This window comes from Roseomonas sp. F4 (assembly GCF_053891155.1).
The window spans coordinates 523,811-537,051 of sequence record NZ_JBSSHK010000002.1; the positions used below are offsets into that span (position 1 = coordinate 523,811).

Consider the following 13,241-nt stretch of genomic DNA (forward strand, 5'->3'; position numbering starts at 1 on the left):
GCGCGCCACCGCCTGCCCCGCCTTCCCGCCGAGGCTGAGATGCCCATCGGCCTCCTCGGCAAACTGCCGGCGCATGGCGACTTCCTGCGCCGGGCGCTGCCGGAGGATTTCTGCCTGACCTGGGACGCATGGCTCCAGGACGGGCTGACCGAGGCGCGGGAAGCGCTGGGTGAGGAGGGCTTCGCGGAAGCCTGGGAAGCCGGCCCCGCCTGGCGCTTCCTGCTGCCCGCGGGCGCCTGTGGCATCGACCGCGTGGCCGGGGTGATCCTGCCCAGCGAGGACATGGTCGGCCGCCGCTTCCCCCTGACCCTCGCCGCGACCCTGCCGCTGGAAGCTCCGCCGCCGGCCGAGGACTGGTACGCCACGCTGGAAACGGCCGGCCGCGCCGCCCGCGCCCTGGGCCAGGATGCCGACACGCTGCTCGCCGCCCTGGTCGAACCCTGGACGGATGACATCGCGCCGGAGGAGGGCTGGTGGGTGACACCCGACGCCCATTGGCCCCTGCCCGAATTGCCGCCGCCCTTGCTGTTCCGCGTGCTGGTGGAGGGCGGCGCATGAGCGGTTCCCTGACCAGCCAGGCCGCCACCCACCCCGGCACGGTGCGTCCCCGCAACGAGGACGCCTTCGTCGATCGCCCCGATATCGGCTTGTGGGCGGTGGCCGATGGCGCCGGTGGGCACGGCGCGGGCGATGTCGCCTCCGCCGCCGTCACCGCCGCGCTGCAGGACCTGCCGCCGGGCTTCTCCGCCGCCGAAATGCTGGCCCAGGTGCGGCTGCGCGTCACCGCCGTCCACGCCGATCTGCAACGCCAGGCCGCCGAGGCCGGGCCGGGGCGCATCATCGCCACCACCATCGTGGTGCTGCTGGCCCGCGGCGGCCACTTCGCCTGCCTATGGGCCGGCGACAGCCGCATCTACCTGCTGCGCCAGGGCAGCCTCACCCGCCTGACCCGCGACCACAGCCTGGTGCAGGACCTGGTGGATCAGGGCCTGTTGGCGGAGGCGGACGCCGAATCCCACCCCCAGGCCAATATCATCACCCGCGCCGTCGGCGCCGAAGGCGAACTGACGCTGGACAAGACCAGCGCCCGCCTCGCCGCCGGTGACGTCTTTCTTCTCTGCTCCGACGGGCTGTTCAAGGCGGTGCCGGAAGCCGAAATCGGCGCCCTGCTGGCCGCCGGACACGGGCCCGACGCCATTCTGGAAGCCGCGCTGGCCCATGGCGCGAGGGACAACGTCACGGCGGTGATCGTGCGGGCGGTGTAGCGTTTGAGGGGTTCAGCAGGCTGGGCAAATTTGCCTGAAAGCCCTCTCCCCCACTCATGGGGGAGAGGGTTGGGTGAGGGGGACGCGCAAGTATCTGAACTCGCTTGCGATCTCCGCGCCGCCCTTTCCGCTCTCTGTTACAGCGCGATCTTCCCATCGCCGAGCACGGCCTTGTAGCGCTCGATCTCCAGCGCCAGGAAAGCCCGGAACTCCGCACCGCGACGGCTGGCCGGGATGGTGCCGCCGCTGGTCATGATGCGCTGCATCGTCGGCGCCTGCATCGCCTGGTCCGTCACCCGGCCCAACGTCGTCACAATCTCCTCCGGCAAGCCGGCCGGGCCGAAAATCCCCACCCAACTCGCCGCATCGATCTCGCCATACCCCTGCTCCCGCAAGGTCGTCAGCTCCGGCAACACCGCGATCCGGTCCAGCGTGCCCGCCGCCAGCGGCCGCAACCGGCCATCGGCGATCATCGGCCCCACCGTGTTGATGCCCTCGATCGTCATATCCACCCGGCCCGCGATCAGATCCGCCATGGCCGGCGCACTGCCGCGATACGGCACATGGGTGAACTCCACCCCCGCCGCCTGCGCCAGCATCGAACAGGCCGTGTGATGCACCGACCCGATGCCCGCCGAACAGAAACTGACCGCCCCCGGCCGCACCTTCGCCGCCGCGATCAAATCCGCCGTGGTCCGGAACGGCGACGCCGCCGGCACCACCAGCAAATGCGGATGGACCGCGATCTGCGCCACCGGAGTCAAATCCCGCAACGGATCAAACGGCAAATTGCTGAACAAGGCCGCCGCCACCGCATTCGGCGTGGAATGCCCCAACAACAACACCGACCCATCGGCCGGCGCCTTCGCCACCGCATCCGCCGCGATGGTCCCCGACGCGCCCGACCGATTCTCCACCACGAAATTCTGACCGAGCAACGCCGTGCACTGCTCCGCCATCGCCCGCGCCACAATGTCCGCAAACCCACCCGGCGCAAAACCCACCAGGATCCGCACCGGCCGCGTCGGCCAGGGCGCCTGCGCCCGGACCCCGGACGCCATCACCGACGCCGCAACCACCCCACCCAACCCACGCCGCGTCCACATCCCGAAATCCCCCAACCGACCCGAAACCGTAACCCTGAATGCTGCGGCGCAGCAACGGGGTGGTCGCGCGGGTGATTGCGGGAGGGGCTCTGCCCCTCCCGCACCCTCCCCGCCAGGAGGCAGTGGCCTCCTGGACCTCAGGACCTTGAACGAAAAAGGAGAGGGGCCGGAAGAACCGCTTCTTCGGCGGTTCCGCTGGCCCCTCTCCTTTTTCGTTCATGAATCAAAGGGTTCCAAGGGGCCACTGCCCCTTGGCGGGAGGGTGCAGGGAGGGCGGAGCCCTCCTTGCAAGCTACCCGCGCGACACCCCCGTCTGCTTCAGCCGAAGGCGTTCAGGCCCGTCTGGGCGCGGCCGAGGATCAGGGCGTGGACGTCGTGGGTGCCTTCGTAGGTGTTGACCGTCTCGAGGTTCATGACGTGGCGGATCACGTGGTACTCGTCGACGATGCCGTTGCCGCCGTGCATGTCGCGGGACATGCGGGCGATCTCCAGGGATTTGCCGCAGTTGTTGCGCTTGACCAGGGAGATCATTTCCGGCGCGACCTTGTGTTCGTCGAACAGGCGGCCGACGCGGAGCACGGCGTGCAGGCCGAGGGTGATTTCGGTCTGCATATCGGCCAGCTTCTTCTGGATGAGCTGGGTCTGGGCCAGGGGCTTGCCGAACATCTTGCGGCCCATGGTGTAGTCACGCGCGGCGTGCCAGCAGAATTCGGCGGCGCCGAGGGCGCCCCAGGCGATGCCGTAGCGGGCGCGGTTGAGGCAGGAGAAGGGGCCGGCGAGGGACTTCACGCCCGGCAGCTTGTTTTCCTCGGGGACGAAGACCTCGTCCATCATGATCATGCCGGTGACGCTGGCGCGCAGGCTGAACTTGCCCTCGATCTTGGGGAAGGACAGGCCCTTCATGCCACGTTCCAGCAGGAAGCCGCGCAGGATGCCCTCATCGTCCTTGGCCCAGACCACGGCGACGTCGGCGATGGGGGAATTGGTGATCCAGGTCTTGGAACCGGAGACCAGGTAGCCGCCATCGACCTTCTTGGCGCGGGTGCGCATGGAGGAGGGGTCGGAACCGGCATCGGGCTCGGTCAGGCCGAAGCAGCCGACCCATTCGCCCGTGCGCAGCTTCGGCAGGAACTTCTGCTTCTGCTCCTCGGAGCCAAAGGCGTGGATCGGATACATGACGAGCGAGGACTGGACGCTGAAGGCGGAGCGATAGCCGCTGTCGACGCGCTCCACTTCCCGCGACATCAGGCCGTAGGAGACGTAGTTCACGCCGGCGCAGCCATAGCCGTCGAGGGTGGCGCCCAGGAAGCCCATCTCGCCGAACTCGTTCATGATCTCCCGGTCGAAATGCTCGTTCCGGTTGGCCATGAGGACCCGCGGCATCAGCTTTTCCTGGCAGAAGTCGCGCGCGGCGTCGCGGATCATCCGCTCATCCTCGCTCAGCGCCTGGTCGAGCAGCAGGGGGTCGTCCCAGGTGAAGGCGGACTGGCTGGTCTTGGCGGCCTGGGCGGGCACCGGGGTGACGACGTTCATGGCTTCCTCCTCGCGGGGCGGGCGATAGAGCGTGATGGATGGAAGCATCACGCGATCAAGCAAGGCTGGAGATGGGGGGGATGCGCGCAGATGCACGCCCCGCGATAGCCAGCCCGTGGTCGGCAATCTGGCGCGGCTGCCGTCATCCGGCAACCGCGCGCGGGTCCGTCAGGCGGCTTCGGCTTCCGACGCCTGGTCCCGGCGGGGCCGGGGCAGGGGCAGCAGCATGAAGGCAGGCACGGTGTCGCCGAAGCCGAGTGGCGAGGGGCCGGCCTCACGGTCTTCGCGGCGTTCGCGGCGGAATTCCTCGCGCCGCGCTTCCATGGATTGCGGGGCCTCACGCGGGCCGGGGTCGCGGCGCGTGCTGGGGCGGCGGTCGTCGCGGGCGGGCGGCGGCGCGGCATCCCGGCGCGGACCACGATCGTCGCGCGGTGCGCGATCCTCCCGCGGCGCACGCTCCTCGCGGGGCGCACGTTCCTCGCGGGGCGGGCGCGCGGCTTCCGCCTCACGCGGCGGCGGCGGGGCGCCGTCGCGGCGCGGGGCCTCGCCACGGCGGGGGCGCTCGTCGCGTCCGCCGCGACCGCGGCCGGCATCGCGGGCCGGGGGGGCGCCGCGGCCACCGCGGCCGCGCTTGGCCTTGGCGCCTTCCTCGATTTCCTCGGCCGTCACGGGGTCGATACCTTCGACCTCCATGCGCGGGATCGGCATGCCGGTCAGCTTCTCGATCGCGGCGACCGAGCGTGCATCCTCCGGCGATGCCAGCGAATAGGCATGGCCCTCGCGCCCGGCGCGGCCGGTGCGGCCGATGCGGTGCACGTAGTCCTCCGCGTGGAAGGGCACGTCAAAATTGAAGACGTGCGAAAGGCCGCCGATGTCGAGGCCGCGCGCCGCCACGTCGCTGCACACCAGCAGCTGGATCTCATTCGCCTTGAAGCGGTTGAGCGTGGCGAAGCGGGTCGACTGGTCCAGGTCCCCATGCAGCGCGCCGACCGAGAAGCCGTGCTTCTTCAGCGACTTGTAGAGGATGTCGACCTCGACCTTGCGGTTGCAGAAGATCAGCGCGTTCTGCACCGCTTCCTTGTTCAGCATCCGCCGCAGGGCTTCCCGCTTGTCGTGTTCCCGCACCCAGACCAGGCCCGTGGTGATGGTCTTGGCGACGGTGGCGGGGGCGGAGACCGTGATCTCCTTTGGGTTCTGCAGGAAGGCATCCGCCAGGCGGCGGATTTCCGGCGCCATGGTGGCGGAGAAGAACAGCGTCTGGCGCAGCTTCGGCAGGAAGGAGACGATGCGCTCGACATCCGGGATGAAGCCCATGTCGAGCATGCGATCGGCCTCGTCGATGACGAGCACCTTGCAATCGGCCAGCAGGATGCGGCCACGATCGAACAGGTCGAGCAGCCGGCCCGGCGTGGCGATCAGCACGTCGACGCCCTTTTCCAGGACGTCGCGCTGGTCGTTCATGCTTTCCCCGCCGATCAGCAGGGCGTGGTTCAGGTTCAGGTACTTGCCGTATTTGACGAAGTTCTCGGCGACCTGAAGCGCCAGTTCCCGGGTGGGTTCCAGGATCAGGCTGCGCGGCATGCGTGCCTTGGCGCGGGACCCGGCCAGGATGTCGAGCATCGGCAGGGTGAAGCCGGCGGTCTTGCCGGTGCCGGTCTGGGCGCAGCCCAGCACGTCCCGGCCCATCAGCACGATCGGGATCGCCTGTTCCTGGATCGGGGTCGGGTGCAGGTAGCCGGTATCGGCCACGGCGCGCAGGATCGGCTCCGACAGCCCGAGATCGGCGAAGGTGACGCGGGGCGCTTCCTCGGCGGCCCAGCTGGCGGCTTCTTCCGCCGCCTGCGACTCGGCCTCGGTCGGCTCCGGCGCCGCTTCCGCGACGGCTTCGACCGCCGCTTCCGCGACGGCTTCGACCGCCGCTTCCGCGACAGGCTCGGCGACGATTTCGGCGACGGCCTCAGGTGCCGTTTCGGCAACGGCTTCCGGCGCCGCTTCCATCACAGGTGCCGCTTCCACGACCGGCTCAACAGCCGCCACGGCCTCCGGCTCCGCCTGAGGCAGCAATTCCGGTTCGGCCGCCGGCTTGGCGGCCTTGGCGCGCGTGCGCGGCTTGGGCTTCGGCTTGGCCGGGGCCTCCGCGGCAGCGTCCTCGGTGGCGACAGGCTTGGTCTTCGCGGCCGGCGCGCGCCGCTTGCGCGGGGCGGGCGCGGCCTTCCCCACGGCCTCGGCTCCCGCAGGGATGCCGGCTGTCGCGGCGTCGTTCTGGTCGGTATCGGCCGCGCGCGGGGCCGTAGCGTCGCTATGATCGCTCAACGTGCTTGGTTCTCTGCTTGCCTCGGACCTGCCCGCCACCTGCACGACTCCTGGTGAACCAGGAGGCGCATCCGGCGGGGGCGCCCCGCAGGCGCAAGACTGGACGCTTCGCGGGACCGGGCGGGATGGACGCCATATGCGCCGCTATGGCACGGAAATCAAGGCAAGATGCCGCCTCTCCCGCGCTGGACGGCACGGTTTCGCCGCCCTAGCACCACGGCATGTCCCTCCCCACGACACTTCTGCTGCTTCCCGGCCTGCTCTGCGATGCGCGTCTGTGGCGCGATCAGGTGGCGGCCTTGCCGGCGGGCCTCGACCACCGGGTGGCGGACCTGACGCAGGACGACACGATGTCCGCCATGGCCGCCCGCGCCCTGGCCCTGGTGCCGGAGGCCTCGCCCATCGCGCTCGTCGGCCTGTCCATGGGTGGCTATGTGGCGCTGGAGGTGATGCGCCAGGCGCCGCACCGCATCGCCCGCCTGGCGCTGATCGACACCTCCGCGCGGCCGGACACGCCGGAACAGGCCCGCCGCCGGCGTGGTCTGCTGACCCTGTCGCGCGCCGGCGAGTTCCGCGGCGTCACCCCCCGGCTGCTGCCGCAATTGCTGCACCCCGACCACCTGGACGGCCCCTTGGGGCAGGAAGTGCAACAGATGGCGGAGCGTGTGGGCCGGGAGGCCTTCGCCCGCCAGCAGCGCGCCATCCTGGCCCGCCCCGACAGCCGGCCGGACCTGCCCACCATCCGTGTGCCCACCTTGGTGGCGGTGGGTGAGGCCGATCTGCTGACGCCGCCCGAACTGGCGGTGGAGATGGCGGCGCTGATTCCCGGCGCCAGGCTGCATATCCTGCCCGGCTGCGCCCATCTGTCGCCGATGGAAGACCCCGCCGCCGTGACCGCCCTGCTGCTCGACTGGCTTGATACCGCCATCATCCCCCCGCAGCATGAATATCCCTGAGAGGATTGCCGATGGCCGAGACCGATATCCTGGTGACGCGCGAAACCAAGCGCTCCTTCGGCCTGGTCCGGGGCGGGCTGGCCGTGCTGATGCTGGGCCTGCCCTTCCTCGGCCGCCAGCGAATCCGCGTGACGACGGAGCGCGTCATCATCGAACAGGGTTTCTGGACCAAGCTGCGCGACGACGTGGAGGTGTTCCGCATCCGCGACGTGGTCTCGAAACAGGCGATCTGGCATCGCATGCTCGGCATCGGCGATGTGGTCATCAAGGCGACCGAGGGCCGCACGGATGAGTCCCACGTGCTGCGCGGCGTGCCCGACCCGGTGGCGGTGAGCGAGGCAATCCGCGCGGCGTGGAACGCCAGCGCGCGGCCGAGGACGAGTACGAATCTGGATTGAGGGCGCGGGGGAGGGCTTTTTTCTTCTCCCTCCCCCGCGGAGCGGGGGAGGGTCGGGGTGGGGGCCTCCGCCCCAACCCCCCTCTTCACACCACCTGATTCACCAGCTTCTCCCCCGCCCGCAGCCGCGGCAGGTTCGCCTCCAGCAGGTCCAGCACATTCCCCTCATAGGCCCGCGTCTCACCGCCGGTATGCGGCGTGATGAAGACGTTCGGCATGGCCCAGAGCGGGCTGGCCGCCGCCAGCGGCTCCTCCGTCGTCACATCCAGCGCGGCATTGCCGATCTGGCCGGAGGCGAGTGCCGCGATCAGCGCCGCCTCGTCGCAGACCGCGCCGCGCGCCACATTCACCAGCGTCGCGCCTGGCTTCATGGCGGCGAAGGCGGCGGCGTTCATCAGGCCGCGCGTCTCCGGCGTCAGCGCGCAGGTCAGCGCCACGATATCGGCGCGGCCGAGCTGGGCATGCAGCTGGTCCATGCCATGGATCTCATCCGCCCCCTCGCTGCCCTTGGACGGGTCCTGCCGCAGACCCACCACCTTCATGTCGAAGGCCTTGGCCAGCCGGGCCAACCGCCCGCCGATGCGGCCGATGCCGACCACCAGCAGGGTCTTGCCGCCCAGTTCATCCTCGCGGCGGCTCAGATCGCCGATCATGCCGCGCCAATGCTGCTTCGCCTGGTTGTCGCGGGCTTCCGGCAGGCGGCGGGTGATGGCCAGGATCAGCGAGATCGCATGCTCCGACACCGCATTGGCATTGGCGCCCTGGGCGGAGGCGAGGCGGATGCCCGCGCCGCCGAGCACCGCCTTGTCATATTGGTCGACGCCGGCGCTGATCGACTGGATGAACTTCAGCCGCGGCGCTTTGGCGGCCAAGTGATTGCGCCACATGCCGGAGACCAGCAGCACATCGGCCTCCGGCAGCCTCGCCTCCAGCTCCTCCAGGCTGCGGACCTCGAAATGCTTCAGCTTGCCGCCGCGCGCCGCGTAGCTCTCGCCGAAACGGTAGGCGACATGGGCGAAGCAGAGGGTGAGCTGGTCATCGGGGGGCAGCATGGCGCGTTTCTCCTGGATTGAGGGCGCGACAAAACCCGCCTCAGGCCGGGGGCGCAACCCCGTCTGCCTGCCCGCGCGCCAATAGCGCGCGCGCCAGCCGGTCGAATTCAGCGATGTCCAGCGTCTCCGCCCGGCGGTCCCCGGCGATTCCGGCGGCCTCCAGCAGCGCTTCCGCATTCCCGAGCGTCTTCAGCGCCCCGCGCAGCATCTTGCGGCGCTGGCCGAAGGCGGCGGCGGTGGTGCGTTCCATGGCGGCGAACAGCGCCGGTCCGGGGTCCTCGGCATGCGGGGTCAGCCCGACCACCGCAGAGTACACCTTGGGCGGCGGGGTGAAGGCGCCGGGCGGCAGGCTGAGCAGGAAGGTCGCGCGGCAGCGCCACTGCGCCAGCACGCCGAGTCGGCCATAGGCATCGCTGCCCGGCGCGGCGCAGATGCGCTCCGCCACCTCCTGCTGGAACATCAGGGTCATGCCCTCGATGCCCGAGGCCTGGCGCAGCCAGCCGACCAGCAAAGGGGTGGCGACGTTATAGGGCAGGTTGGCGATGATGCGGCGCGGCGCCGGCATCTCGGCCAGCGCATCGATCTCCAGCGCATCCGCCTCCCGCACCGTCAGGCGTCCGGGGTGATGCGCGGCCAGCGCCTGCTGCGCCGCGATCGCCCGCCGGTCCAACTCCACCGCCAGCACATGGGCGGCCGGCGTCGCCAGCAGCGCGCGCGTCAGCCCGCCGGGTCCCGGCCCCACCTCCAGCACCTGCCGTCCCGTGAGGTCACCGGCCAAGGCGGCGATGCGGGCGCAGACCGCCGGGTCCAGCAGGAAGTGCTGGCCGAGCGACTTCCGGGCATCCAGCCCGTACTCCCGGACGGTGTCGCGCAGGGAGGGAAGGGGTGGCAGGCCCGAAGGGGGCAGGGGATCGGAGGAGGTGGTCGTCATGGAAAAAGGGCCACGCTGCTCTGTGGGGATGATCCGGCCGAAGGCACGCTTCTGCGCCGCGCGGCGGCCCCGGACAAGGTTTTCAGCCCAGCGCCCGCCAGCCGATGTCGCGCCGCCCAAAACCCTCGGGCCAGTCGATGGCATCCACCGCCCGATAGGCGGCGTCCCGCGCGGCGGCCAGCGTCGCGCCGCTGGCCTGCACCGCCAGCACCCGCCCGCCATTGGCCCGCACCACGCCCGCCGCGTCCCGCACCGTGCCGGCATGGAACACCCGCGCGCCGGGGATCGCGGCCGCGCGGTCCAGGCCGCGGATTTCGGTGCCCCGGCGCGGTGTGCCGGGATAGCCCTCGGCGGCCAGGATCACGACCAGGCTATGCGCCGACTCCCAGTCCAGCGCGGTGCGCGCCAGGCTGCCGCTGGCGGCGGCCAGCAGCACGGGCAGCAGGTCGCTGCGCAGCAAAGGCAGCAGGGTCTCGCATTCCGGATCGCCGAAGCGGACGTTGTATTCGATGAGTTTTGGGCCGCTGGCGGTCAGCATCAGCCCGGCAAACAGCACGCCCCGGAAGGGCGCGCCCCGCTTCGCCATTTCGGACAAGGTGGGTCGGATGAAGCGGGCCATCACCTCGTCCCGCAGGGCGTCGGTAAAAGACGGGGCGGGGGAATAGGCGCCCATGCCGCCGGTATTGGGGCCGGTATCGCCATCGCCGACGCGCTTATGGTCCTGCGCCGCGCCGAAGGCCACCGCTTCCGTGCCATCGCAAAGCGCGAAGAAGGAAACCTCCTCGCCCTCCAGAAATTCCTCGATCACCACGGCGGCGCCGGCGCTGCCATGGATGCGGTCCTCCATGATGGCGGCGATGGCGGCCTCGGCCTCCGCCATGGTCATGGCCACCACCACGCCCTTGCCGGCCGCCAGCCCATCCGCCTTCACCACGATCGGCGCGCCCTTGTCGCGCAGGTAAGCGCGGGCGGCATCGGCATCCTCGAAGCGGGCCCAGGCGGCGGTCGGCACGCCGGCGGCATCGGCCACCTGCTTGCAGAAGGCCTTGCTGCCTTCCAGCTGGGCGGCGGCGGCGGAGGGGCCGAAGCAGGGAATGCCCAGCGCGGCGCAGGCATCGGCGAGGCCCAGCGTCAGCGGCGCCTCCGGCCCCGCCACCACCAGGTCGATGTTCTGGGACGCGGCAAAGGCGGCGAGCGCCGAACTGTCCTCCGCGCCGATGGCGACACATTCCGCCACTTCGGCGATGCCCGGATTGCCGGGGGCGCAGAACAGCTTGCCCAGACGCGGCGATTTGGCGATCGCCCAGCACAGCGCATGTTCCCGGCCACCGCCGCCCACCACCAGCACCCGCATCACGATATCCCCGCCCGGCTTTCGCGTCGGGGGCCTCCTAGCATAGGGTCCGCCGATGAACACGACGCCCGAGGCCCCCCCCAGCAACATCCCCGAATATGCGGTGGCGGAGATCGCCGGCGCGGTGCGCCGCACCCTGGAAGGCGCCTTCGGCCGCGTCCGGGTGCGCGGCGAGGTGTGCGAGGCCAAGCGCTACCCCTCCGGCCACTGGTACCTCTCGCTGAAGGATGAGAATGCGAAGCTGGAGGCGGTGATCTGGAAGACCGCCGTGCCGCGCCTGGCGATCCAGCCGGAGAATGGGGTGGAGGTCATCGCCACCGGCCGCATCACCACCTATGCGGACCGTTCCAAATACCAGCTGGTGATCGACCGCCTGGAATTCGCCGGCGAAGGCGCGCTGCTCGCCCGCATCGAGATGCTGCGCAAGAAGCTGCTGGCCGAGGGGCTGTTCGAGGACGACCGGAAACGGCCCCTGCCGCGCCTGCCGCTGGTCATCGGCGTGGTCACCAGCGAATCCGGCGCGGTGATCCAGGACATCCGCACCACCATCCTGCGCCGCTTCCCGCGCCGGATCATCCTGTGGCCGGTGCCGGTGCAGGGGCAGGGCGCGGCGGAGAAGATCGCCGCCGCCATTCGCGGTTTTGGGGCGCTGCCGGAAGGCGGGCCGATTCCCCGGCCGGATGTCATCATCGTGGCGCGCGGCGGCGGCAGCCTGGAAGACCTGATGGCCTTCAATGAGGAGGTGGTGGTGCGCGCCGCCGCGGCCTCCCCCATCCCACTGATCTCGGCCGTGGGGCATGAGACCGACACCACGCTGATCGATTTTGCCTCCGACCGTCGCGCGCCCACGCCCACCGCGGCGGCGGAACTCGCGGTCCCGGCGCGGCTCGACCTGCTGGCCGACCTGGCGCAGCGGGAGGCGCGGCTGCGCGGCGCCATGACGCGGCAGTTGCGTGCGGCGGAGACGGTGCTGCTGCGGCTGGAACGCCGCCTGCCGGACGTGCCCGCCCGCGTGACCGACCTGCGCCGCCGCCTGGACGAGGCCGGGGAGGGGCTCGCCCCCGCCTTGCGCCATTTCCTGGACCGGCGGCGGGATTCGCTGGCCCGCCTGCCCATGCCAAACCCCCGCGCCGGCATCGCCGCCCGCCGCGCCACCCTGGCGCTGCTGGAAGGCCGCAAGGGCGCGGCCTTCGCCCGGCTGGTGCAGCGCGCCCAGGGCGCCCGCGCCTTGCAGGCCTTCTCCGCCGCGCCGCTCGCCGCCCTGCTGCGGGAAAAGGCGGCGCGGCTGGCCGGGGCCTCGGCGCGGCTGGAGGCCGGGTCCTACCAATCCGTGCTGGCGCGCGGCTTTTCGTTGGTGCGCGACGCGCAGGGGCAGGCGCTGACCCGGGCGGCCCAGGTGGCGCCGGGGGCGAAACTCTCGATCGCCTTCGCCGATGGAGAGGTGGGCGCCACGGCCGGTGGCGAGGCGCCGAAACGCAGCCGCGCGCCCAAGGCCCCGCCGACGCAGGAGACATTGCTGTGATTGCACGTCGTTTTCTTCTGGCAGCCCCCGCTGTGCTGCTGGCGCGTCAGGCTGCAGCGCAGGCGCTGACCTGGAACGGCGTCCCGGCGCAGGGCGGGCTGCTGCGCGGCCAGGCGCCGGCCAATACGCGGCTGATGCTGGATGGGCGCGCCGTGAGGGTCTCGCCCGAGGGCTATTTCGCGCTCGGCTTCGGCCGCGACCACGACCCCAGTGCCACCCTGTCCATCACCTACCCCGATGGGCGGCGGGAGGAGATGCGCCTGCCGGTGGCCAAGCGGGACTGGGACGTGCAGCGCATCACCGGCCTGCCAGGCGCCATGGTGACGCCGGATCAGTCCTCCCTGCCGCGCATCACGGCGGAACGCGCCCAACTCGCCGCCGCGCGGGCGCTGGACACGGCGGGTACCGGCTTCATGGCGCCAATGGCCTGGCCGGCGCGCGGCCGCATCAGCGGCGTCTTCGGCAGCCAGCGCATCCTGAACGGCCAGCCGCGCCAGCCGCATTACGGGCTGGACGTGGCGGCGCCCACCGGCTCGCCCATCACGGCCGCGCTGCCGGGCCGTGTGACACTTTCCGGCGACTTCTATTTTGCGGGGCAGATCCTGGTGCTGGATCATGGGCACGGCGTGAACACGCTCTATATGCATCTCTCGCAGCGTATCGCGCGGGAGGGCGACGTGGTGGCGCAAGGTGACCGGATCGCCCTGATGGGTGCGACCGGCCGCGTCACCGGGCCGCATCTGCATTTCTCGCTGTCCTGGTATCAGACCTTCCTCGACCCGCAGCCGCTTCTGCCGCGTGAACAAGGATGA

The 13,241-nt window shown here is 70.9% G+C and carries 12 protein-coding genes; 6 read left to right on the top strand and 6 right to left on the bottom strand.

Going from position 1 to position 13,241, the window contains the following annotated elements; genetic code table 11:
* Positions 1–39: 39 nt before the first annotated feature.
* Positions 40–558, top strand: coding sequence for a type VI secretion system-associated protein TagF (gene tagF / locus ACVFYP_RS09835; protein WP_499199992.1), 519 nt, complete (start codon positions 40–42; stop codon positions 556–558).
* Complete coding sequence (locus tag ACVFYP_RS09840; protein ID WP_499199993.1) at positions 555–1,265, top strand: PP2C family protein-serine/threonine phosphatase; 711 nt, start codon at positions 555–557, stop codon at positions 1,263–1,265. Before tagF ends, ACVFYP_RS09840 begins: the two co-directional genes overlap by 4 nt.
* A 137-nt stretch (positions 1,266–1,402) precedes the next feature.
* On the opposite strand, the gene ACVFYP_RS09845 is transcribed toward ACVFYP_RS09840, so the two are convergent.
* From ACVFYP_RS09845 to ACVFYP_RS09855, 3 genes are all read right to left on the bottom strand, one after another.
* Complete coding sequence (locus ACVFYP_RS09845) at positions 1,403–2,326, bottom strand: Bug family tripartite tricarboxylate transporter substrate binding protein (protein ID WP_499199994.1); 924 nt, start codon at positions 2,324–2,326, stop codon at positions 1,403–1,405.
* A gap of 363 nt (positions 2,327–2,689) precedes the next feature.
* Positions 2,690–3,904: an acyl-CoA dehydrogenase gene (locus ACVFYP_RS09850; RefSeq protein ID WP_499200471.1), complete on the bottom strand. Its 1,215-nt coding sequence runs from the start codon at positions 3,902–3,904 to the stop codon at positions 2,690–2,692.
* Positions 3,905–4,072: 168 nt separating this feature from the next.
* Positions 4,073–6,256, bottom strand: coding sequence for a DEAD/DEAH box helicase (locus ACVFYP_RS09855; protein WP_499199995.1), 2,184 nt, complete (start codon positions 6,254–6,256; stop codon positions 4,073–4,075).
* Positions 6,257–6,438: 182 nt separating this feature from the next.
* Here ACVFYP_RS09855 and ACVFYP_RS09860 point away from each other — a divergent pair, with 182 nt between their 5' ends.
* The gene (locus ACVFYP_RS09860) at positions 6,439–7,173 is read left to right on the top strand and encodes an alpha/beta fold hydrolase (RefSeq protein WP_499199996.1); all 735 of its coding nucleotides are present in this window, start codon (positions 6,439–6,441) and stop codon (positions 7,171–7,173) included.
* 11 nt (positions 7,174–7,184) lie between these two features.
* Positions 7,185–7,571, top strand: coding sequence for a PH domain-containing protein (locus ACVFYP_RS09865; RefSeq protein ID WP_499199997.1), 387 nt, complete (start codon positions 7,185–7,187; stop codon positions 7,569–7,571).
* An 85-nt stretch (positions 7,572–7,656) separates the two neighbouring features.
* Here the strand turns inward: ACVFYP_RS09865 and ACVFYP_RS09870 are convergent, their stop codons facing one another.
* From ACVFYP_RS09870 to purD, 3 genes are all read right to left on the bottom strand, one after another.
* A complete protein-coding gene (locus ACVFYP_RS09870) occupies positions 7,657–8,622 on the bottom strand; it encodes a D-2-hydroxyacid dehydrogenase (RefSeq protein WP_499199998.1) in 966 nt (321 codons plus the stop codon).
* A 40-nt stretch (positions 8,623–8,662) separates the two neighbouring features.
* Positions 8,663–9,553 (bottom strand): 16S rRNA (adenine(1518)-N(6)/adenine(1519)-N(6))-dimethyltransferase RsmA, encoded by an 891-nt coding sequence (gene rsmA, locus ACVFYP_RS09875; protein WP_499199999.1) that lies wholly within the window; start codon positions 9,551–9,553, stop codon positions 8,663–8,665.
* Between the two features lie 82 nt (positions 9,554–9,635).
* On the bottom strand, positions 9,636–10,907 hold the full coding sequence (gene purD, locus ACVFYP_RS09880; RefSeq protein WP_499200000.1) for a phosphoribosylamine--glycine ligase: 1,272 nt from the start codon (positions 10,905–10,907) through the stop codon (positions 9,636–9,638).
* Positions 10,908–10,962: 55 nt separating this feature from the next.
* Here purD and xseA point away from each other — a divergent pair, with 55 nt between their 5' ends.
* Together xseA and ACVFYP_RS09890 are read left to right on the top strand one after the other, a co-directional pair.
* A complete protein-coding gene (xseA, locus tag ACVFYP_RS09885) occupies positions 10,963–12,429 on the top strand; it encodes an exodeoxyribonuclease VII large subunit (RefSeq protein WP_499200001.1) in 1,467 nt (488 codons plus the stop codon).
* Positions 12,426–13,241, top strand: coding sequence for a M23 family metallopeptidase (locus ACVFYP_RS09890; RefSeq protein ID WP_499200002.1), 816 nt, complete (start codon positions 12,426–12,428; stop codon positions 13,239–13,241). The genes xseA and ACVFYP_RS09890 overlap by 4 nt, the downstream gene beginning before the upstream one ends.